Consider the following 21383-nt stretch of genomic DNA (forward strand, 5'->3'; position numbering starts at 1 on the left):
GCATTACTTTTACTGGAATTAATAACAAGATCACTCATAAACCACCACGTCACCAGCTTTTAAACCGGTCTCGACAACCACTGAGTCTGCCTGTGCCGCCCCTGTTGTAATTACTCGTTTCTCTAAAGCACCTGACTTGGTTTGTATGCTAACTATACTTTGCCCTTTTTCTCGCTTTATCGCAGCAATGGGGATAATGAGCTGCTTACCATTATCCACACTTAATTCGATGGATGCACTCATACCTACTTTGATCCATTGTTGCTCTTGAGGGGTTAATTTCTTAACTTCTACAACTGCGGTAAAAAAGGGTAACCCATTATTATTTGATGCTTGTGCATTCACAGCGACCAATTGTCCTTTTAATTGATATTTACCAAAGGCAACTCCACTCACTATGGCATCCATTCCCGTTTGGATTTGGGTTATATCGATTTCTGGGACGTCAATTTCAATACTGATTCCGGATAAATCACCGATCAAGCCAATGACTTGTCCTGACTTAACTGTCGAGCCCACGGTAACACGCACACTCTTATCCTCACCTGCTTTAGGTGGGTATAGCAGGATTCCATCTCGCGGTGATTTTAAACGAATCACATTATGATTTGAGGCTAAAATTTTTTTTATCTTATCGAAATCAGCCAAACTTAATGCAGATAAATTTTTAGGGCTATTTTCATCAAGTTTTTCCAACATTTCCGTCAGTTTACGCGTGGATTGCATTAAAGTAACCCGCCCCGTATCCACATTTGATTTCTCGCTCATATAATTATTTTTGGACAATAAACCCGCGTCCCATAAATCCTGAGTACCAACAAATTTGGCTTTAGCTATGGTGTAACTGTCTTTGGCTTTTAAGTATTCTGTTAGGGTATCATTAAACTGTCTCTGCAACTCGGTTGAGTTTAAAGTTAAAATCACATCGCCTTTTTTGATCAATTGTCCATAATGAAAATTCATTGTTTCGACCACCGCCTCCATTGGACTGGCTATGGTATTTTCATGTAAAGGTTGCACTGTTCCAGTAAAATGCAGCGTTTTATGCAAAGTCTGTTCTTCAACTTTATACTGATGTAACGCCACTTTTTTTTGCTTCTCATGATGACCGCATGAAGACAAAAGAAACCCGATTATTAATAAAATGATGATTTTTGACGTGTTTAAATACCTATTCATCCACCATACCTTAATTTAATTTGCCAATGATTCAGCGTTGTTCCCAAAATTCTTTGCAGGTTTGATATCTGATTTAGATAGGCAATTTTTGCATTGATTAATCCAGATTGAGCTTGAATCAGTTGATTTTGAGTGTTATTTACATCCAACGCACTGGATATACCCGCTTGTTGTTTTTTCTTCTCCAATGCATAAGATTGCTCCGCTAGTTTCACTTGCTTTAGAGCTAACTGATAACGTTTTGCTAAACTTCTTATGTTATTAATGGTATTGGTTACATTGGTTATTAATGCGCGTTTTGTAGCAAGTAAGTTTAATCGGTCTTTTTCCAAGCGGACTTTAGCATTAATTAATTGACTGCGGCGGCTGATGTCATGCAAAGGGACCGTTAATGTCACACGGGCGGCCTCCGTTATGTTATTTCCATTATAAATGCCATTAAATCCCCCATTCACACCACTCACATCATTTACAACCCCACTTTGTATATTACCCGACACATCCAACTGCCATAATTGCTGATTCTTAGCCACTTTATAAGCTCGCTCATCAGCACGTAATGTCATCTTTTGTGCTAAATACACGGTATTATGACTCAATGCTTGTTCGATAGATTGTTGCAAATCAGGAACGGCAAGCTTATCTAGCGCGACATCACTAGGAACAGATATATGCATTTCCGGATCTAGGCCAATAGTCTGCAAGAGATCCTGAGCGGAAGTTAAAAAATCATTTTCTGCCTGCTCTACCATCAAACTTAAAGATTCAATTTGGTACGATTGCTGGATATTACCCGTCGGTTCTAATTGACCTGCCTTTATTTTTTTCTCATTAATTTCATACGATTTTTTTGCCTCTTTTAATTGCAAACGCTGATTCTGTAAATTATTCCCACTTAAAATAAGCATCCGATAAGCCACAATCACTTGGGTGACTTGATCCGCAACAGATTGCTGCAAGTTCAATTTGTTCAGCCATTCATTGTCCTCAGCATCTAAAAGAGCCGCTTCATTCACTGCTTTTCCAAAACCACGCAATAAAGGCTGGGTCAAAGAAAAATTCAACACAGGATTGTAATTGTTATTTTCGTTGACGTTATTATTTATCGATAAATTAGCTTCTGTGCCTAGCTTTGTCTTCAAATTAAATTCAGGACTACCTAAGAGCGTACGTGTTGTATCGCTACCCACACCATTAAACTTACTTTTTTGAATTACTCCAGAAGCACCCAAAGCGTATTGCAATTCAAACTGATTGTGTGCCAAACGCAATTGATAACGCTGTACAATGCGATCCAATTCAGCATTTTGAATATTGGGGTTATATCGCAAAGCCAATAAAATTGCTTCTCTTAAGCTCAACTGATGGATGGTTTTATTCCGAGATGCAGGAGATGTTGGCAACTCTATCCAGTTGTGCAGCATAAACTCTGGATTCTCTATCGCTTTTTGTAAGCGTTCTTCTGCTTGTTTTACGTTTACATCTTCTGCTGTAGGGAGTGACCAGGCATTAGCTCCAAAAAGCCAACAGAGTGAAAACAACATAACTGCCCTTCTTTGCCTGCGTCCTGCGACTTGTACACGGGATCTAAATTCGTTGTAAGATTCCTGGATCTCGCGGACAAGCCGCGGGACGTCGTATGGAATATCGTTCAGGCTCCCCGAAACTAGCCATGGGATGTAGAATGAACATATGGAGTTAAGTTTTTTTAGTAACATCATTTTTTGTTCCACACTGCAAATCGTTGCATATCCTGCAAGCGCAATGCAGTTAATTGGCCACCCCACAAACATCCAGTATCTATTGCATGAATTTTAGGATGAGAACATTTCCCCATTAAAGCAGCCCAATGCCCAAAAACAATATCCACATCAATTTCTTTACGATGAGGTACTTCGTACCAAGGATAAAGATTTGCAGGCGCTTGAGCAATAGTGCCTTTATAACTCAACTCGAGTTTTCCTTGTGCATCACAAAAACGCATGCGTGTATAATAGTTAGTAATTACCCGAAGTCTGTCTATCCCTTTTAAATCATCAGACCATATATCCGGCTGATTACCATATAAATGCGATAAAAAATCGCGGTAACTATCACCTGCAAGCACTTCTTCAAGCTCTTTAGCGAATCGGATTTGCGTGTGACAGATCCCATAAAGGACAAATTCCAGCATGACACATCACCACATTAAGTTCTGGTGAGTAATACAAAATAGATTGCTTTCTCAACCAATGACCTAGATCTTCACCATCGCCCGCCTGCATTACTTCGTGTAATGTGTCATCATGACCTTTCCACGGCTTATCACCAAATAATGAGGCTAAGAGATGTAAATCATGATTGCCTAAAGTCACTCTTGGCGTAACCGGTAAGGAACTGACAAAACGCAATACCGCTAAAGAATCAGGTCCACGATTCACCAAATCGCCAACGAACCATAAACGATCCGTTTTTTCATCAAAATCGATTAATTCCAACAGTCGTTGTAACGGCTCGTAACAACCCTGCACATCACCAATTGCATAATCAGGCACTGTTTTTTGCTCCTGGCCTTAATGCACTTCCTACGTTTTCAATCGCATGCCATTTTCCAGCGGCATCCAGTTTTTGCAACGAGTTTGTTAAACCAATATTTTGTTGCTGGATAAACTGACTGCTAAATTGTGCTTTATGAATCAATTCGGTTGCAGACATGGACTCTACTTTTCCTGTATTTGGATTAACCACTTTTACTGATTCAGGCAGAGCGAGTGCATACTTGGAAAATACAACTCCAGTCTCCATTTGATTTTTAGTCTCAAATCGACTTAATACTCCACCATCAGCTGCACGATTATGTAAACCCAAAGATAAAAACCCATTTTGTGCCGCTTGCCAATTTTTATACTCCGGATGTTCGCGTACGAATAATTGAAACATTTCCGCACACATCAACATACCTCCAGGTACCATGAATAATGGGGCTTTATTGATCATAATCCGGCCTGCGTCTAAAGCCTTAATCATCCATTGAATAAATTCCATGCCAACTGCCTGTTCCTTTTCTAACAAAGTTTCTGGCTGGCCATCAGAAAAAGTACCGGTACGATAACGCCCGCCACCAGCAGTTGCGGCAATACCTCGTGTCATAAATTCAAGTAAATAACGCTGAATCGCTATTGCTTCCGCTCGAATTAATATGGCCCCCAAGGTGCCAGCAGAGCGTTCATCCTCATTCAATAATGCAAGCCATACTGCGAGAACTTCAGGATTAGAAGCGAGCCAGGCAAAGCCACTCCCTGGCATTATTGCTCTTGCCAACAATAAATTCAGACGGCGTCGAAATTCGATTTCAGGTTCTTTTTGAAACTCGTAAAAGTAATAAATCCCTATACTGGTCATACTTTCAAGCAAAGGATTCCATTCTTTTAAAAACTGGCCGTTCGCATCATAAAAACTAACGCGGTAATCAACAAATAACTTGCCTATACCTTGAAGAAGAGCTGCTGAAAAAAGAGCATATTGCCAAAGCTTTTGTTCTTCGGATAATAATTCAGGCTGCTCCTGCACCATGAATTCCTGAAAAAGACTCAATGCCGCTTCTGTACGGTTCAGAGCATAATCGATCAAACCACCTTGCTGCGAGTAATAACTGTTCGCTGTCTCGGGCAAATTTTGACAATAATGAACTAAATTATCGATAAGAATGCCACATAAACTATCATATCGTGCTGTTTCCAAACCAGATAACATTCGCATCCTTTTCAATAATGTCTGTCTCTTGTCTTCCGACAAGAGGAGGTTCGTATTGACGATACGAGTTAAATCTTTAAAAGATTTACCTTGTGAGGACAGAGAACCTTTACGCTGACGTTGACGATGAAACAAAGCCATCTCCATAATAATTTAATAACTCCAAGTTGGAAAATTTATATCCATGATGATTAATTTTACACTAATTAGAAATAAATTTCGCTAGTTGAACATATTCCGTAACAGAAATCTGTTCTGGTCTTTTACTTCCATCAACACCCAAAGTGCTTAATTGCTCAGCCGTTAGGATTCCTTTTAAGTTGTTATTCAACGTTTTGCGACGCATGGAAAATGCACTAGCCACCAAACGCTCTAACTGCGTAACAGAAACTTTTTCAAAGGGAGAAACGCCATGGGGCACAAGACGAACTACCGCTGAGTCTACTTTAGGTTGTGGCTCAAAAGACTCAGGAGGAACATCAAACAAATGCTCTACAGCACAATGATATTGCAACATTACCGTTAATCGTCCATAAGCTTTGCTACCCGGTTGTGCCGCCATTCGCTCTACTACTTCTTTTTGCAACATAAAATGCATGTCTTCGATATATGACACGTACTGCAATAAATGAATAAGTAACGGTGTGGAGATATTATAAGGTAAATTACCTACCACACGTAATCGAGAACCAAATTGGCTATAATCAAGAGTTAACGCATCGGCAGCAATCAAATGCAATTTACCTTGTGCAATAGGCAACGCTGCGAGATATTTTTGTAAATCGGTATCAATCTCAACTGCTGTCAAATGATTTAAATGACGTAACAATGGCTCAGTTAAAGCGCCCAGGCCAGGCCCAATTTCCAGCATATTATCGTCTGCGTGTGGATTAATGGCGCGTACAATGCCATCAATAATATGTCGATTTTGTAAAAAATTCTGGCCAAAACGCTTGCGCGGGCTATGCCTCACCATTTATCCCCATAAAACTAAAAGCCAATTATAACGTGCATCCTCAATAAAAAGTAGCCTGAATAAAGAGAAGAACGCTTCCGGTTTTCCCCAACCAGTGCGCAATATGCTTTGAATCCAAGTGACAAATTTATATAGCATAAACTTCAAAATTTGGTGTAAAATTCGCCCACTATGAACAAGGCTGGAATCACTATGGCTTATCGAAAAATGTTAAAATCCAAAATCCATCGTGCGTGTGTCACTGAAGCTGATTTGGATTATGAAGGAAGCATTACTATTTCTCCAGAGCTGCTTAAGGCAGCAAACATATTACCTTATGAAGCAGTCAATGTCTGGAATATCACTGCAGGTACACGCTTTGAGACTTATGCAATTACCGGCAGACCAGGATCTACTGAAATTTGTGTAAATGGAGCTGCAGCACATTTGGTAACCCCCGGAGATTTAATCATTATTGCCTCCTTTACTCAGGTATTAGAAGAAGAGTGCGCAAGCCTGGTTCCCACCGTAGTTTTTGTCGATCAATTCAATCGGTTAAGGGAAATTCGCCCCGAGAAGATTGGAATTAAAAACACAGGAATTCAAGAAGCTGCCGAAGCTTAGGAACGTCCCTCTCTCAGTACTAGAGAGGGTGAAAGAAAGTTTCCATTTATATTCATACAGATCCCATGTTAAATCACCTTTTAGAACTACGACGGCGTGGATTACAAACCCTCATTTGGTTTGGCTGCTTATTTTTCATTTTCTTTTTCCTCGCGAATGATTTGTACCAAGCGCTGGTTAATCCACTACTTCATACACTTTCAGCTCAAGAAGGTTTAATTGCTACCCATGTGACATCTCCCATATTTACCCCACTTAAACTTGCTGCTGATGCGGCCATGTTACTGAGCGCTCCCTTTACTTTGTTTCAAATTTGGCGTTTTATCAGTCCCGGCCTTTATCAAAGAGAACAAACTACGCTACGTATTGCCCTAATTTTTAGTCTTCTACTGTTTCTTGCAGGAGCTTTGTTTTGCTTTTATCTGGTTTTGCCATTCATGTTTCATTTTTTTGCACATGCCTTACCTAAGGGAGTGCGTTATATGCCTGACATGGCATATGCTCTGGATTTTATCACCAGAATGCTGATGATCTTCGGATTTTGCTTCCAGATACCCTTACTTTGTTTTGTCCTGGTGCGCTTAAAAATTATTGAGGTAATCACCTTAAAAAAAATCAGACCTTATGTCATTGTTGGCGCTTTTATCGTTGGCATGCTCCTGACTCCACCCGATGTTTTTTCGCAAATCATGCTCGCGCTACCCCTCTGCATTCTTTATGAAATAGGAATTATTTTAGCCATTTATTTTGTTTAAATCTTTATGGCTTTATTTTAAACATATTAAGATTTTCTTAATAATCAGTTAATAAATACGCCCTATAATGCACCCGATTTAATCATTTAGATGTGAGATGTAAGAATGAACAGTAAAGAAGAACTAAGCCGTCAACATGAAGATACGCAAAAGCAAATTGACGAACAAAAAGAAAAAAGTTTGCAATTACAGCAACTAAAAACTGAAATGCAAAAAGCTGTAGAAACAATTAATCAAGAAAATAAGGCAATCATAGAACATAAAGTACCTGCTGCTTTCAATGAAGCTAAAGTTAAATTTCAACCAGTAGAAAATTTAAATACGGAAAAAAAACAAGACGTATTAGATTATATTCAAAAACTACTAACCGACCTAAGCGAGAAAAAGCAACACAGTGAAAAACTCCATGAGAATACAAAGAAGAGAAATGAGTTATTGGAACAAGTGCACGAGCATCTAAAGAAGGGTTATAACAAAAAGACACTTACAGATCTTACTAATAAATCAGGTATTGTAAGTATCAAAAATACTGACAACACTGGATTTGCCTTATTACTGGAACTACTTGGAGAGCCTCCTAGCAAATACACTTGGACCTTGGACTCAACAGATAGAGATAACTTACTAAAAGTTGTTCCCCAAAAAATTGAAGCATTAGCTTTTACTCTTGCAGTAGACGAACAAACTAAAAAAGAAATGGCCAGTGGTTTAAAAGCATTGGAACAAATTCAAACAAAATTGGTTAACAACTATGATGAACACGATAAACTTTCTGTGGAAATTGTGCAACTGGAGGAACAGATAAGTCAGATAGAAACGGTTACAGTTAAAGAACTGACAGCTCAAGCAGAAGATCTGGAGCGACAAATTAAAGAGCTTGAACAGCAAGAGCAAGAAAAACGAGAACGAGAACGACGCGAAGAAGAGAAACGAGAACAAGAGAAAGAACAACGGGAACGAGAACGACGCGAAGAAGAGAAACGAGAACAAGAGAAAGAACAACGAGAACGAGAAAGACGAGAACTAGAGAAACGAGAACAAGAAAAAGAACAACGGGAACGAGAACGACGCGAAGAAGAGAAACGAGAACAAGAGAAAGAACATCGGAAACAAGAAAGACGAGAACAAAAAATGAAGGAACGGGGCGCACTCGCCGCCGAACTTAAGAAGGTGCTGATCGAGTATATCGATGGTCGAAAACAACATTATTCTATTAAAGATGTATTTCTTCCCGGAGATAAAAGGGCGCGCGAACAATTCATTGGCCAAATTGTCAATGCAAAAGACGGGTTATTAAAAGAATATGTAGATTCCGGCAATATTGATAAAATGCTTAATACCATTACCGCTGAAATAAGCAGTTTTAACGGCATCAAAATGCAAGCCACCCTTAACCGAATGGTAGTTAAGCTCATAGAAGCTGAAGCCAAACCGGTAGAAATAGAAAATCTCCCTGCAAAGGCCAAGCAAGTACTGTCGTTATTTGAAGGAAAAAAGGGCAAGTCTCTAGAATATGCTCTAAAAATGAAAAACATATATACCCAAATTGAGGGAATCAACGCTTATGCAAACACGCTACCTGAGCGTGAAAAAAAAGTAATTAAACAACTTGTTACTGCTCTTAAAAGAGATGTCGATCAATTTGTCTGCCAAAATTCGAAACATTTTCCAAGCAAGGAATCATATCAAAAATTTAAATTGACAATTAAAGCAAGATTGCATAGTCACGATGACCTTATGAGTGGACACACCTCATGGCCAGACATCATTATCAATCTGCTGCTTAGCGTCATTACACTAGGTAAATTGATTTGTTCAAAAGCAAGAACCGGCAGAGCTTCTTTATTCTTTGATAAAACTGAAGATCAGAAAGAAATAGAAGCCCCTGTTGATCTAGCCCTAGAGAATCTGGGTACATTTTTAGCCGGCTAATATAATACAAGGAAATATATAACCTTTAGTGCTATTACCCTAGCCCGGGACTTCATTATTCCATATGGAGTTACCCGGGTTAGTTATGCTTCACTTCAAATCAGGCTACGATTTTTACTTTCAATAAAATTCAATTTGATATATGAACAGGACTTACGAAAAACCCCAAGGTCGAGGCAAAAAATGTTTTTAATGATGGAGTTAAGATAGACTAAATGATCGAATTAAAAACATTTTTTAACGAAGAGATTGGTTTTTTTCGTAAGTCCTGATGCACTATGGTTTTCCCTTTCTATACACTGTTAAGCTTCTTTAACTTCTACCGATATATTATTCAAGACGCCCAACAAAGAGGCTTATATGAATAAAATTGCACAATTCAACATTGGGGATTTAGTGATTCACAAAAACAGCCGCTACAGAGCAATTGTAGTGGATGTTGACCCCTTATTTCAGGCTTCGGGACGCTATAATCCACAAGCTCCTAAACGCGAATTTGCCACTCGAAACCCTTGGTATCGGTTATTAGTTGATGACAGCAGTCAAATTACATATGTTGAAGAGTGTATGCTGATTGCAGACACAAGCAAAATGCCAATTAATAATCCACATATTGGATCTTATTTAAAAGAAATGGAAGGACGTTATAGGAATACAAATCCCTCACATTAACACTGATTTTTAGGCTAGATGCAGCAAAGCAAAACCCGGGTTATCAATGATTGAGTGCTCCCGAGCTCCACTTTAGCTGCATGTTTCTAAGTATTTTTTAAAATTAAAACCAAAAGCGCTATAAAACCAATTAAGACAAGCGCCAAAACCCCCATCGTATAAAAACTTTTATTTAGATTTTCCTTACTAAATTGTTCAGGACTACCTTTTACCGTACGGTACAAAATAAAAATGATCATTCCAGCGCCAATAAGACCTAGAATTTGATATAAAGTCTCCATAAAACTCTTCCTTATTTTGCTTCAAAACTAAATGCATCTGAAAATAAGCGGGTGGGTGAAATACCACTATTTACTAATGCATCACGTGTACTATATACCATATCAAAAGGACCACTAATGACTATTTGCCATTCACCAAGATCCTGAGGATGTTTCGCGAGTACAAGAGAAACAAGAGGCACTGCATTGTCCTCTGAGACAGAAGAAACATAAGTAAAATGGCTAACATGTTCCTGCCAGCTCGTTACTTTCTCATCCATATATAAATCATTTTGCAAGCGAGCCCCCCAAAATAACTCAAAAGGCCGAGTATCGGAAGTAGATAATAACTGCTCGATCATCGCTTTTACTGGGGCAAACCCGGTACCGCCAGCAATAAACAATATCGGACGTTGTGGGTGCAAATGTTCAATAGAACACTCGCCAAAAGGTAAGCGGATGTTTACAGAACCATGCTGCTTTATATGCGCAAATAATCGCTGGTTGTAAGGATTTTCCAAACTATGGCGAATGTGAAGCTCATATTTATGAGATCCTAACGGAGCATTAGCAATGGAATAACTAAACGCTTCTTCACCAAAGAGTATCTGCAGATATTGTCCCGCCTGATAGGCTACATATTTTTCAGGAGTTAAAATCAAACGCATAATGCTGTCTGTCAACGGGGAAATATCCTCTACAAGAGCTTTAATTGTTTTTTCCTTCATTCATCTAACCCCAGAGAAGACCAGTACCCACTGACCTTTTTTAAAATCTCTTCATCCATCACAATTGGCTCACCCCATTCTCTTTGAGTCTCACCTGGCCATTTATTGGTCGCATCCATTCCTATTTTTGAACCCAAACCCGAAACAGGAGACGCAAAATCCAGATAATCAATCGGCGTATTTTCCATCATAACGGTATCTCGTGCAGGATCCATACGCGTAGTCATTGCCCAAATCACATCCTGCCAATTGCGCGCATCAATATCATCATCACAGACGATTACAAATTTGGTATACATAAATTGTCTTAAAAACGACCACACCGCCATCATAATCCGCTTAGCATGCCCAGGATACTGCTTCTTTATTGTGACTACAGCCAAACGATAAGAACATCCCTCTGGTGGCAAATAGAAATCAACAATTTCCGGGAATTGCTTTTGCAGCAAGGGAATAAATACTTCATTTAATGCAACCCCTAAAATAGCAGGTTCATCAGGTGGTCGGCCAGTATACGTACTATGATAAATAGGATTATCTCGGTGAGTAATGCGTTCCACAGTAAACACGGGAAAAGATTGTACTTCATTATAATAACCTGTGTGATCTCCGTAGGGACCTTCGGGGGCCTCTACTCCAGGTTCTAAATAACCTTCTAAAACAATTTCTGCACTCGCCGGGACATGCAGCTCATTCCCAATGCACCGCGTTAATCGAGTACGCTGGCCTCGTAATAATCCAGCAAATGCGTACTCAGACAAGGTATCAGGTACAGGCGTTACTGCTGCAAGTATCGTTGCAGGATCTGCACCCAAAGTCACGGAAACTGGAAAACGTTCTCCCGGATAAGCCTGTTGCCAGGCCTGGTAGTCCAATGCCCCTCCTCGATGGGATAACCAACGCATGATTAATTGATTCTTATTCAACAATTGCTGTCGATAAATCCCCATATTTTCACGTGTTTGATGAGGTCCTTTGGTGGTTACGAGCCCCCAAGTTATTAGTGGTGCCGCATCTTTAGGCCAGCACGTTTGAATGGGTAAGGAAGTTAGATCCACTTCATCTTTTTCCCAGACATGAGTTTGGCATTCTGCACCGCTTACATATTTGGGTGCCATATTTAATGCCTGTTTTAATAATGGAAGTTTATTAAATGCATCTTTAAATCCTTTGGGGGGATCGGGTTCTTTTAGAGCAGCCAATAATTTGCCTACCTCCCTCAATGCACTGATATTTTCTTCCCCCATTCCCATTGCTACCCGCTCAACCGTACCAAACAAATTGGTTAAAACAGGCATTTGATGGTGTGGGAGGTTAGTAAAGAGAAGCGCTGGGCCACCAGAACGTAGCACCCGATCACTAACGGTGGTCATTTCAAGATACGGCGAAACAGGGTAAGTAATGCGTTTTAATAAATTACGTGATTCCAATTGTGCAATAAAATCTCTTAGATCAGAGTATTTCATTAATTATCCCCTAGAGTAGCCTGGGTAAAGGCGCAACTGTTCTGTCATTGGCTTGTCCTGGTGGGCAAGCCACAGGACGAAGAACATTTAGTTTATTAACTATAATGGCAGTAAAGACAGCTGTAACCCGGAGAAAGTTTATAGCAAAACTAAAAATAAACCTTCGTTTAAAGCTCAAAACTGCTTTGTGAACTCAGTTTTTATCTGGTTTATTGTTACAAATGACAGTTTTGAAAAGAATTAAACCTTCCCGGGTTTGGGCTCAGCCTTCACCCAGGCTACAATTTTTATAACAGATGCTACTCTTGACGTTTCATTGCATCGAAGAATTCAGCATTGGTTTTATGATTTTTCATGCGCTCAAGCAAGAACTCAATCGCATCGCACTCATCCATAGATTGTAGTATTTTCCGCAATATCCAGGTTCGTTGTAGATCTTCCGGACTTAATAATAGATCCTCACGACGTGTACCTGAGCGATTAATATTAATCGCAGGGAAAACACGACGTTCCGCAATATTACGACTCAAGTGAATTTCCATGTTACCGGTTCCCTTGAATTCTTCATAAATCACTTCATCCATTTTAGAACCTGTATCCACCAACGCCGTAGCAATAATAGTCAGGCTACCACCTTCTTCAATATTACGTGCAGCACCATATAAACGCTTGGGTCTTTGCAATGCATTCGCATCAACACCACCAGTCAACACCTTACCGGAAGAAGGAATCACGGTGTTGTATGCACGGGCTAGACGAGTAATTGAGTCAAGTAAAATAACTACGTCACGTTTGTGTTCAACTAAGCGCTTGGCTTTTTCAATCACCATTTCAGCAACTTGAACATGGCGGTTAGCGGGTTCATCAAAGGTACTGGCAACTACCTCACCTTTTACAGAACGTTGCATTTCAGTTACTTCCTCAGGACGCTCATCAATCAGCAATACAATGAGGTAACATTCTGGATAATTTTTTTCTATAGAACGCGCAATGTTTTGCAACATTAATGTTTTACCTGCTTTGGGAGGAGAAACAATCAGACCACGTTGTCCTCGACCAAAGGGAGCACATAAATCAACTACCCGCGCGGTCAAGTCTTCAGTACTGCCATTTCCTTGCTCCATAACCAGGCGTTCTGAAGCAAACAAAGGAGTAAGGTTTTCAAATAAAATTTTTCTTTTGGCACTATCAGGTGAATCATAATTGATTTCATCAACTTTCAACAAAGCAAAGTAACGCTCGCTGTCTTTGGGAGGACGAATTTTACCTGAAATAGTATCGCCAGAACGCAAACCAAAACGTCTGATTTGGCTGGGTGATACATAAATGTCATCAGGGCCTGCCAAATAAGAACCATCGGCAGAACGCAAGAAACCAAATCCATCTGTCAGGACTTCTAAAACACCGTCACCGTGGATGTCTTCACCCTTTAAGGCATGAGCCTTAAGAATGGCAAAAATAATTTCTTGTTTGCGCATACGGGAAGGGTTCTCGACACCAATCTCTTGTGCGATGTTAAAAAGATCGGCAATAGGCAATTGCTTAAGTTCACTAAGATTCATACTTCTCACTTGATTTGTTGATTAATCGAATTGGGTATCCGGGAAAAATATTATTAAGAATAGCAGCTAAGGATTCTGCTGCCTATGTGATATATTTATATTATATCACATATTGCAGACAGGCTATCACAGCTTTAGTAAAAGATACAACATTTTTTATATAGAAAAATTAAAATTAAACGTGACTCTCAACAAAAGCACTTAATTGAGATTTTGAAAGCAAGCCCATTTTAACTGCTTCAACTTGGCCATTTTTAAATAAAATCAATGTGGGAATACTCATCACACCAAACTTTGCTGGTGTTTGTGGATGTTCATCAATATTAATTTTGGCAAAAGTCACTTGCTCACCATGAGTAGCAGCTACTTCTTCCAATATAGGTGTCAATGCACGACATGGACCACACCACTCCGCCCAAAAGTCAACTAATACAGGCTTATTTGCATGGATTACATCTTGTTCGAAGCTTGCATCTGTTATCGTTTTAATAAGATCACTCATGTTCAACCTCTGTTGTTTAAAATTCGTTAATTGCCAAATCGCCCTGTGCGTCAACTATATTTGGCATAGCTTGAATGAGAAATCTTCTGAATCGACTCAAATCATCTTGATACGGTCAAAAGATTTTTCATTCAACCCACACTCAAACACTCAGTTCTTCGCGATTTTTGCTACAAGAGAAACTCGCCACAAGTTCTATTATAGATCACCACCTACGGCTTGCAACACACTTAGCGCAGTAATCGCAGCGGTTTCCGTACGTAAAATTCTTGGGCCTAAGGATAAAGGCTGAAACCCGTGCTCACAAGCAAATTGCACTTCATGATCGCTTAACCCGCCTTCGGGGCCAATAAGCAAATCAATCGCAGGCGAGCCAATTGCATAATCGCTCCAGTTTTTATCTTCACCTGGATGCAGGATAAATCTTAATTCAGCTTGAGCCCTATGCATATAGTCCTCTAGAGACATTGGTGCATGTACTATGGGAACCGCATTACGCCCGGATTGTTCACACGCAGCAATGACAATCGCCTGCCACTGGTGCAGTTTTTTGGCCATTCGTTCTTTATCCAGCTTGACAACACAACGCTCAGTAATAATAGGAGTAATGCTCGCTACGCCCAGTTCGACCGCCTTTTGCATTACAAATTCCATACGCTCGCCCTTGGAAATAGCTTGTGCTAAATGGATAGCTAAAGGCGACTCTCGGCTTACATGTTTGCTCGACTCAATAAGGACAGTAACTTGCTTTTTTTTCACTGATTCTATGGTGGCTGCAAACTCGCGATCATCACCACAGAATAAAGTAAGATGCTCACCAACCTGCATGCGCAAAACAACACCAACATGCTGACTGGCTTCAGGAGATAATTCTAAAAGCTGGCCTGGATGGTAGTTTCCAGATTGATAAATGCGTACGGCTCTCATGTGTTTATTGGTTCTCTTACGTAGCCTGGGTTCCACTTCGTTACATCTGAATCTTCTACACATCGCTGAAGAACCAGCCCAAATCTATTCCAACGTCGCGGACAAGTCGCGGAGCGTAGGTGCAGATGAGATCAAGAGGCAGGTCGTTGCATCCGGGCTGCGTATCTATAATTGCCAATACTATAACAAAAATTACTTATTTTTGCCCCATGTGATAGAATTTTTTATTTCACTAAACGCATTAAGGAAATTAAAAACCATGAGCACAACACGCATAGAATCTGACAGCATGGGTGAAATTGCTGTCCCTGCAGATAAGTATTGGGGAGCACAAACTGAACGCTCATTACATCATTTTAATATAGGCAAGGACATTATGCCACGCGAAGTCACTCATGCCTTTGGTATCTTAAAAAAGGCTGCCGCATTAACCAACCTGGATTTGGATAAATTACCTAAAGATAAAGCGGATTTAATTATTCAAGCTGCCGATGAAGTCAGCAAAGGGATGTTAGACGATCATTTTCCTTTGCATGTATGGCAAACAGGAAGCGGTACCCAATCCAACATGAATGCCAATGAAGTTATCTCCAATCGTGCGATTGAATTGGCTGGCGGAACCATGGGGAGTAAATCACCAGTTCACCCTAACGATCATGTGAATATGTCTCAGTCTTCAAATGATACATTTCCAACCGCCATGCATATTGCGGCTGCTATTGCCTTCAATAAGAAACTTATCCCTGCAGTAAAAAACTTACGTGATGCCTTCGCTATCAAAATGGCTGCATTCAAGGATATAGTCAAAATAGGTCGCACTCATTTACAAGATGCGGTTCCCATTACTTTAGGGCAGGAATTTTCTGGTTATGTTGCCCAACTTGATGCCTGCCTCCATCGACTTGAAGGTGTATTGCCCGAATTATATGAATTGGCTGCCGGCGGCACTGCGGTAGGAACGGGGTTAAACACCCATCCTCAATTTGCTACCAAAGTAGCACAACATATCGCGCAAATTACCCAATTACCATTTATTAGTGCAGATAATAAATTTGCTGCTCTGGCATCCCATGAACCGTTAGTTAATGCTCACGGTGCGATGAAAACACTGGCTTGCGCCTTAATGAAAATTGCAAATGACATTCGCTGGTTAGCTTCCGGCCCACGTTGTGGTATTGGTGAGTTAGTTATTCCAGAAAATGAGCCTGGATCGTCCATTATGCCCGGGAAAGTCAATCCCACTCAATGTGAAGCCATGACCATGGTTTGTGCGCAAGTTCTGGGAAATGATGCCACTGTGGGCATAGCCGACAGTCAGGGTAATTTTGAACTGAATGTATTTAAACCCGTGATCATTTTTAATGTACTTCATTCACTTAACTTGCTGGCTGATACGTGTCATTCATTCCAAGAGTTTTGTGCCGAAGGGATCGAAGCCAATCACAAGGTTATTGACTATTACCTGCATCATTCCTTAATGCTCGTCACAGCCCTCAATCAACACATAGGCTATGACAAAGCAGCTAAAATTGCTAAAACTGCGCATCAAGACAATTCTTCCTTACAAGAAGCAGCGGTCAAACTTGGGATTTTAACAGCAGAACGTTTTGCGGAATTAGTCAGACCAGAAAAAATGATTGCACCCGAGTGATTCTTTTCGCCTGATAAACCCAGGTGAATCGATTGCATAGTTGCTCTGTTAATTTGGGGTATGTCTCTTTTATTTATATAATCATGCCCCATTAAAAGCATTAAATTATTTGAAGCAAAAATGGATTTTGCTTCTGAAAATTCAAGGACGACTTATTAAAAATTTATAGGAAAATAAGGTTTAAGTATGAAAGAAAAAAGAATTATTCGTCCGGCTCAAACAATAACGCCGGATCACAAAAATGCAAGAACATCTCATCGAGGCATTGAAAAAGCTGATAAGAAAAAAATGAGTTTCTTTGGGGAGTATGCTTCTCGACAATTTGTACGAGATGAAATGATTAAAGATGGACTGGATTTAATGGAAATTCAAGAGAGAGCTGGAACAGGACCGTATAGCCAGAGATGATGAAGCTGTACGTTTTAAAATATGGAACACTGCTTTCCCGCTTTTACAGCGGGAAAGTTGACTTAGATGCACAACATTATTGTATTACAGGAATTTGTGGTGCGGCATTGCGTTTGGGCCCAGGAGTTGCTTTTTGAGTAGGATCTTTTGAAGCGTAGGTCTTTTGCGCTTTAGGTTTATTTACTGTTTGTGGCTTGTTCTGGGTATTCATTTGTTCATATCCTTGGGCATTCATTTGCTCTGAACGCTGCATATCCATGCATGCACATAATCCCAAAGTTAAAGCAATACCCAAACACCACTTAAGTGACTTTAAATTTATCATATTTAGCTCCCTGCTTTGTTAGTTCGAAAAATAAATATAAATTAAAAAAGTCAAAATCACCACCCAAATCTACCAAGAATTTTTTTTTTCACTTAAAAACCATATAATCAAAATCAAACCACTCTTAATAAAGGACTTAATATGATTTATCCCAATATACTTGCCACCATTGGACAGACCCCTGTGGTAAAAATTAATCGCCTAGGACGCGCTCTCGATTGCGAACTGTATGCAAAATGTGAGTTTTTTAATCCAGGTGGCTCTGTTAAGGATCGTATTGGGTATGAAATGGTTATTCATGCAGAGCGAGATGGCCATATCAAGCCTGGTTATACACTAATTGAGCCTACATCCGGGAATACAGGAATAGGCATTGCGTTAGCAGGTGCGGTATTAGGTTACAAAGTAATCATCACTATGCCCGAAAAAATGAGTCAGGAAAAACAGTCTGTACTTGAGCGCTTAGGAGCAAAGATTTATCGTACCCCAACAGAAGCTGCTTATGACGATCCGGAAAGCCATATTTCTTTAGCTAAAAGGCTGCAAGCAGAAATTCCTAATTCTTATATCCTTGATCAGTATGCCAATCCCAATAATCCTAATGCCCACTATTATGGCACCGCACAAGAAATTATTGATGATTTTGGCAAAGACTTGCATATGGTTGTTGCGGGAGTTGGCACTGGAGGAACAATTACAGGTATTGCAAAACGACTTAAAGAATATAATTCAGAGATTAAGATCATTGGTGCTGATCCTGAAGGTTCAATTCTTGGTGGTGGAACTGAAGTTAAATCCTATGATGTGGAAGGGATAGGTTATGATTTCTTCCCGCAAGTTTTAGATAATAGTTTAATTGATAAGTACATTAAAACAAATGATCAGGATTCATTCCGAACTGCAAGAGATTTAATTCGAGAAGAAGGCTTACTGGTAGGAGGTTCTTCTGGGGCAGCAATGTGGGCGGCTCTACAGGCTGCCAAATCTTTAAGTAAAGGCCAAAAATGCCTGGTTATTTTGCCTGATTCAATTCGTAATTATATGTCTAAATTTGCTAATGATGAATGGATGAATGAGCACGGATTTTTGTAATTGCACAAACCTAGAAGGCAAGCGTTCAGGAGGATGCTTGAATCTTAGGCAACGGTTGGATTTGAGCGCAGGTTGCGTGAAAATAACTCAGAGAAAACATAGCATAAATCCGTATGTGAGACTTCCGAAGATTTATTTTCGCCTAAGAGGTACCAAATACAGCCGTTGAGTGAATAAAGGACGAATGTTTACCCTAGAAGCAGACGAGGGAATGTAGCGTATATAAACCGGACTCTGCTTCGCATATTCAAAAATTTATCTCAATGCAACAGTAGATTGATTTTCTATTTGCTCAAATAAACTATCAGGCTCAACTTGTTTTGTGCTAATCCAACTCGATAAAGCGTTTGCTAACAGTTCGATCGTTTGTTGTTCTCGTTCTTGGGGAACACCAGCAATAACAGATTTTCTGTTTGATTGCTCAAGAACAGCCGCTAGTGTATTGTTCGTTTGAGCAGGTAAAAAGGTAATATAGAGACCCATTAATTGCTCACGGGATAATTCGCCTGCAACAACCATGCTTAAAATAGTCTTACGCCATTGTTCATAAGACTGCAGTATTTGTTTATTGTCCTCCGCAATCAGCGCCATAATATCGCTTAGAGTTTCCCCCTGCTCTTTTGTATTTTCAACAGGTTTAGGAGCATTAATGGCTAATTGACCAACATATGCAAAATCTGCTTTATGCTTTACAGCGGGGAAATACTGATCCCCTTGCACTTGAATTACTAAATTAATTTTATTAGACATCATGCTTCTCCATCATATACATCTCTTTTCCTCAGTTCCTTTCCAAGTTCTTTAAAAGATAGCGTAATACTAACCCCCAGCACCTGAGCCAAGGCCTTTAAAGCGCTTGATGGCAGTTCGACCTCTGGATCACGCAAATAACTTTTTGGCGTGTCAGCACTTAACCCATCAAATACTTCACGATACATTAATGGATGCGTATATATCTCATCCACTGCAAGCTGGCGTAGCACATAAGCCATGCATTCCACTAACTCTGACTTGCGAGACGTATTGAGTAACATACCCATACGTTCTGAAAGTGTTAAATAAGGTTGATTACTAACATATTTTGGGAAATGAAGATAAAAACGCTCCAAAATTTTTTTCAAGGTAGCATCATTGCCTCGTTGGGAAATGCTTTGTAACGAGTCGATCAGAGCTACAGCAACCGCATGAAATTGTTCATTACCAACATTGATAAAATTATATTCTACGCGTGGCCTAGGTTCATGATGTAGATAAGCTCGATTACTAAAAAAACCAGCCATAATGCTCTCCTACCCCTCAATATAACTTCATTCTAATGAATCAAAATTAAGGAAATATTAACTATAAACATCATAAGACATAATTTAAACAGCTACTCCCGTTTCTAGAAACAGAATCATTTAACAAAAATAATACTTAACACTATAATTCTATACTACATGCAGAAATTTTACTCGATTATATTGCAATAAGACATATATCCGTTTTTATCCATGATGATTATATGGGATTAATGAGGGAAAATACATCACAATATCAAATTTATGCGCACAAACTGGTGTCTCCCTTCTTTAAACTGATTAAATGTAGGCGCAAAGAAAAATCAATTGCATGTCTTGCTTACTCTTAAAGTGGAAACACATAGCCTCTCACTATGCTAATAAGATATACTCAGGACTTACGAAAAACCCCAATCTCTTTGTTAAAAAATGTTTTTAATTCGGTCATTTAGTCTATCTAAACTCCCTCATTAAAAACATTTTTTGCCTCGACCTTGAGATTTTTCGTACGTCCTGATGCTGGTATTATTCTATAAGGTTCCGGAGCAATAGCTAAAATTAGCTGCACATTTAATTAAGGATTTACTCTTGGGTCACTCGACACTTTATTTTGTTTGTTTGCTCCTTGTACTCTTAACGTTACTTCTTCATTTTAAGTGCAAAAGCAAACAGAGCAGTGTGAACCGTTGGCAAAAATCATTAAATCTACAAAAGCACGCCCAAGCATTTCGCCAAATTTATACAGATGCCAACGGCTTTCTGCTTTCTCAGAATGCTCGCCAGAACCATGATGCGATGGAATATGCTTACGGAGAAATTGAGTTTTTATCATTTATCGCACTATTGTCCTTAACCAACCCAGATGAAAACACCGTATTCTATGACTTAGGTTCGGGAGTAGGCAAAGCAGTATTAGCGTGCAGCATGGTTTTCCCCGTCCGCAAAAGTGCTGGAGTCGAATTATTTCCCCAACTCTACTTCGATGCATGCAAACGTGCCGAGCAACTGGCAGCAATGAAGGACTACACCGAACAAGCAAAGAAGATTCAGTTTATTTTAGGTGATTTTCTTGAAGCGAATCTGAGTGATGCAACGCTTGTTTTTATTAATTCCACTGCCTTTTTTGGTCCAATATGGGAAAACCTCTGTATTAAACTGGATCAACTACCGCATCTGAATACCGTAATTACAACCAGCAAAGCACTATCCTGTACTCATTTTATGGTAACAGCACGTACCAAAGTTGAAATGAGCTGGGGCGTAGTTTTCGCCTATATTCATACACGAAAAACAACTTTTGACTAACCGTCTTGAAAATATTGAATAATTTTTT

Annotated in this window: 21 protein-coding genes and 1 pseudogene; 8 read left to right on the forward strand and 14 right to left on the reverse strand. The window is 39.6% G+C overall.

The genetic code is table 11. The features are described 5' to 3' along the window. Positions 1-30: 30 nt before the first annotated feature. The 5 genes and pseudogenes from DGG96_RS09670 to rsmA form a co-directional block, all read right to left on the reverse strand. Positions 31-1179, reverse strand: coding sequence for an efflux RND transporter periplasmic adaptor subunit (locus DGG96_RS09670; protein ID WP_110142244.1), 1149 nt, complete (start codon positions 1177-1179; stop codon positions 31-33). Next, positions 1176-2723: a TolC family protein gene (locus DGG96_RS09675; RefSeq protein WP_233590528.1), complete on the reverse strand. Its 1548-nt coding sequence runs from the start codon at positions 2721-2723 to the stop codon at positions 1176-1178. The genes DGG96_RS09670 and DGG96_RS09675 overlap by 4 nt, the downstream gene beginning before the upstream one ends. A 173-nt stretch (positions 2724-2896) precedes the next feature. Next, positions 2897-3713, reverse strand: a pseudogene (locus DGG96_RS09680) (symmetrical bis(5'-nucleosyl)-tetraphosphatase). After that, on the reverse strand, positions 3706-5058 hold the full coding sequence (locus DGG96_RS09685) for a conjugal transfer nickase/helicase domain-containing protein (RefSeq protein WP_110142247.1): 1353 nt from the start codon (positions 5056-5058) through the stop codon (positions 3706-3708). Before DGG96_RS09685 ends, DGG96_RS09680 begins: the two are co-directional and overlap by 8 nt. A gap of 55 nt (positions 5059-5113) precedes the next feature. Then, positions 5114-5884 (reverse strand): 16S rRNA (adenine(1518)-N(6)/adenine(1519)-N(6))-dimethyltransferase RsmA, encoded by a 771-nt coding sequence (gene rsmA, locus DGG96_RS09690; protein ID WP_110142294.1) that lies wholly within the window; start codon positions 5882-5884, stop codon positions 5114-5116. 195 nt (positions 5885-6079) lie between these two features. Here rsmA and panD point away from each other — a divergent pair, with 195 nt between their 5' ends. The 4 genes from panD (at position 6080) to hspQ (ending at position 9849) form a co-directional block, all read left to right on the forward strand. Next, a complete protein-coding gene (gene panD / locus DGG96_RS09695) occupies positions 6080-6490 on the forward strand; it encodes an aspartate 1-decarboxylase (protein WP_110142248.1) in 411 nt (136 codons plus the stop codon). Positions 6491-6555: 65 nt separating this feature from the next. Then, positions 6556-7245 (forward strand): twin-arginine translocase subunit TatC, encoded by a 690-nt coding sequence (gene tatC / locus DGG96_RS09700; RefSeq protein ID WP_110142249.1) that lies wholly within the window; start codon positions 6556-6558, stop codon positions 7243-7245. Positions 7246-7350: 105 nt separating this feature from the next. Next, positions 7351-9177, forward strand: coding sequence for a coiled-coil domain-containing protein (locus tag DGG96_RS20835; protein WP_110142494.1), 1827 nt, complete (start codon positions 7351-7353; stop codon positions 9175-9177). A 360-nt stretch (positions 9178-9537) separates the two neighbouring features. Then, a complete protein-coding gene (hspQ, locus tag DGG96_RS09715) occupies positions 9538-9849 on the forward strand; it encodes a heat shock protein HspQ (RefSeq protein WP_110142251.1) in 312 nt (103 codons plus the stop codon). A gap of 86 nt (positions 9850-9935) precedes the next feature. Here hspQ and DGG96_RS09720 read toward each other — a convergent pair whose 3' ends face one another. The 6 genes from DGG96_RS09720 to DGG96_RS09745 form a co-directional block, all read right to left on the reverse strand. After that, positions 9936-10130, reverse strand: a complete 195-nt coding sequence (locus DGG96_RS09720; RefSeq protein WP_110142252.1) for a hypothetical protein — start codon at positions 10128-10130, stop codon at positions 9936-9938. Positions 10131-10141: 11 nt separating this feature from the next. Continuing rightward, positions 10142-10837, reverse strand: coding sequence for an NAD(P)H-flavin reductase (locus DGG96_RS09725; RefSeq protein ID WP_110142253.1), 696 nt, complete (start codon positions 10835-10837; stop codon positions 10142-10144). Continuing rightward, on the reverse strand, positions 10834-12303 hold the full coding sequence (gene ubiD, locus DGG96_RS09730; RefSeq protein ID WP_110142254.1) for a 4-hydroxy-3-polyprenylbenzoate decarboxylase: 1470 nt from the start codon (positions 12301-12303) through the stop codon (positions 10834-10836). Before ubiD ends, DGG96_RS09725 begins: the two co-directional genes overlap by 4 nt. Positions 12304-12602: 299 nt before the next feature. Next, positions 12603-13865 carry a transcription termination factor Rho gene (gene rho, locus DGG96_RS09735; protein WP_110142255.1) on the reverse strand — a complete coding sequence of 421 codons (1263 nt, stop codon included), beginning with the start codon at positions 13863-13865 and terminating at the stop codon, positions 12603-12605. A gap of 175 nt (positions 13866-14040) precedes the next feature. Next, a complete protein-coding gene (gene trxA, locus DGG96_RS09740; RefSeq protein ID WP_110142256.1) occupies positions 14041-14367 on the reverse strand; it encodes a thioredoxin in 327 nt (108 codons plus the stop codon). A gap of 198 nt (positions 14368-14565) precedes the next feature. Continuing rightward, a complete protein-coding gene (locus DGG96_RS09745) occupies positions 14566-15294 on the reverse strand; it encodes a 16S rRNA (uracil(1498)-N(3))-methyltransferase (RefSeq protein WP_110142257.1) in 729 nt (242 codons plus the stop codon). 259 nt (positions 15295-15553) lie between these two features. Here DGG96_RS09745 and fumC point away from each other — a divergent pair, with 259 nt between their 5' ends. Both fumC and DGG96_RS09755 read left to right on the forward strand, forming a co-directional pair. Next, positions 15554-16945 (forward strand): class II fumarate hydratase, encoded by a 1392-nt coding sequence (gene fumC / locus DGG96_RS09750; RefSeq protein ID WP_110142295.1) that lies wholly within the window; start codon positions 15554-15556, stop codon positions 16943-16945. Positions 16946-17131: 186 nt separating this feature from the next. Next, on the forward strand, positions 17132-17353 hold the full coding sequence (locus tag DGG96_RS09755) for a hypothetical protein (protein WP_110142258.1): 222 nt from the start codon (positions 17132-17134) through the stop codon (positions 17351-17353). 76 nt (positions 17354-17429) lie between these two features. Here DGG96_RS09755 and DGG96_RS09760 read toward each other — a convergent pair whose 3' ends face one another. Next, the gene (locus tag DGG96_RS09760; RefSeq protein ID WP_110142259.1) at positions 17430-17678 is read right to left on the reverse strand and encodes a hypothetical protein; all 249 of its coding nucleotides are present in this window, start codon (positions 17676-17678) and stop codon (positions 17430-17432) included. Positions 17679-17819: 141 nt separating this feature from the next. Here DGG96_RS09760 and DGG96_RS09765 point away from each other — a divergent pair, with 141 nt between their 5' ends. Continuing rightward, a complete protein-coding gene (locus tag DGG96_RS09765) occupies positions 17820-18770 on the forward strand; it encodes a pyridoxal-phosphate dependent enzyme (protein WP_110142260.1) in 951 nt (316 codons plus the stop codon). A gap of 255 nt (positions 18771-19025) precedes the next feature. Here the strand turns inward: DGG96_RS09765 and DGG96_RS09770 are convergent, their stop codons facing one another. Further along, a complete protein-coding gene (locus tag DGG96_RS09770; protein ID WP_233590527.1) occupies positions 19026-19523 on the reverse strand; it encodes a hypothetical protein in 498 nt (165 codons plus the stop codon). Next, positions 19520-20050: a transposase gene (locus DGG96_RS09775; protein WP_110142262.1), complete on the reverse strand. Its 531-nt coding sequence runs from the start codon at positions 20048-20050 to the stop codon at positions 19520-19522. The genes DGG96_RS09770 and DGG96_RS09775 overlap by 4 nt, the downstream gene beginning before the upstream one ends. A gap of 588 nt (positions 20051-20638) precedes the next feature. On the opposite strand from DGG96_RS09775, the gene DGG96_RS09780 reads away from it, so the two are divergent. Then, positions 20639-21355, forward strand: coding sequence for a class I SAM-dependent methyltransferase (locus tag DGG96_RS09780; protein WP_110142263.1), 717 nt, complete (start codon positions 20639-20641; stop codon positions 21353-21355). The last annotated feature ends 28 nt before the right edge of the window (positions 21356-21383 follow it).

This window comes from Legionella qingyii, from assembly GCF_003184185.1.

Bases quoted from the DNA above. Each gene is read 5' to 3' on its own strand.
- tatC (WP_110142249.1), top strand. From the start codon at position 6,556: ATGTTAAATCACCTTTTAGAACTACGACGGCGTGGATTACAAACCCTC.
- DGG96_RS09745 (WP_110142257.1), bottom strand. From the start codon at position 15,294: ATGAGAGCCGTACGCATTTATCAATCTGGAAACTACCATCCAGGCCAG.
- fumC (WP_110142295.1), top strand. From the start codon at position 15,554: ATGAGCACAACACGCATAGAATCTGACAGCATGGGTGAAATTGCTGTC.
- DGG96_RS09675 (WP_233590528.1), bottom strand. From the start codon at position 2,723: ATGTTGTTTTCACTCTGTTGGCTTTTTGGAGCTAATGCCTGGTCACTC.
- DGG96_RS09725 (WP_110142253.1), bottom strand. From the start codon at position 10,837: ATGAAGGAAAAAACAATTAAAGCTCTTGTAGAGGATATTTCCCCGTTG.
- DGG96_RS20835 (WP_110142494.1), top strand. From the start codon at position 7,351: ATGAACAGTAAAGAAGAACTAAGCCGTCAACATGAAGATACGCAAAAG.
- DGG96_RS09770 (WP_233590527.1), bottom strand. From the start codon at position 19,523: ATGATGTCTAATAAAATTAATTTAGTAATTCAAGTGCAAGGGGATCAG.
- trxA (WP_110142256.1), bottom strand. From the start codon at position 14,367: ATGAGTGATCTTATTAAAACGATAACAGATGCAAGCTTCGAACAAGAT.
- rho (WP_110142255.1), bottom strand. From the start codon at position 13,865: ATGAATCTTAGTGAACTTAAGCAATTGCCTATTGCCGATCTTTTTAAC.
- DGG96_RS09720 (WP_110142252.1), bottom strand. From the start codon at position 10,130: ATGGAGACTTTATATCAAATTCTAGGTCTTATTGGCGCTGGAATGATC.
- hspQ (WP_110142251.1), top strand. From the start codon at position 9,538: ATGAATAAAATTGCACAATTCAACATTGGGGATTTAGTGATTCACAAA.
- DGG96_RS09670 (WP_110142244.1), bottom strand. From the start codon at position 1,179: ATGAATAGGTATTTAAACACGTCAAAAATCATCATTTTATTAATAATC.
- ubiD (WP_110142254.1), bottom strand. From the start codon at position 12,303: ATGAAATACTCTGATCTAAGAGATTTTATTGCACAATTGGAATCACGT.
- panD (WP_110142248.1), top strand. From the start codon at position 6,080: ATGGCTTATCGAAAAATGTTAAAATCCAAAATCCATCGTGCGTGTGTC.
- DGG96_RS09685 (WP_110142247.1), bottom strand. From the start codon at position 5,058: ATGGAGATGGCTTTGTTTCATCGTCAACGTCAGCGTAAAGGTTCTCTG.
- DGG96_RS09775 (WP_110142262.1), bottom strand. From the start codon at position 20,050: ATGGCTGGTTTTTTTAGTAATCGAGCTTATCTACATCATGAACCTAGG.
- DGG96_RS09760 (WP_110142259.1), bottom strand. From the start codon at position 17,678: ATGATAAATTTAAAGTCACTTAAGTGGTGTTTGGGTATTGCTTTAACT.
- DGG96_RS09755 (WP_110142258.1), top strand. From the start codon at position 17,132: ATGAAAGAAAAAAGAATTATTCGTCCGGCTCAAACAATAACGCCGGAT.
- DGG96_RS09765 (WP_110142260.1), top strand. From the start codon at position 17,820: ATGATTTATCCCAATATACTTGCCACCATTGGACAGACCCCTGTGGTA.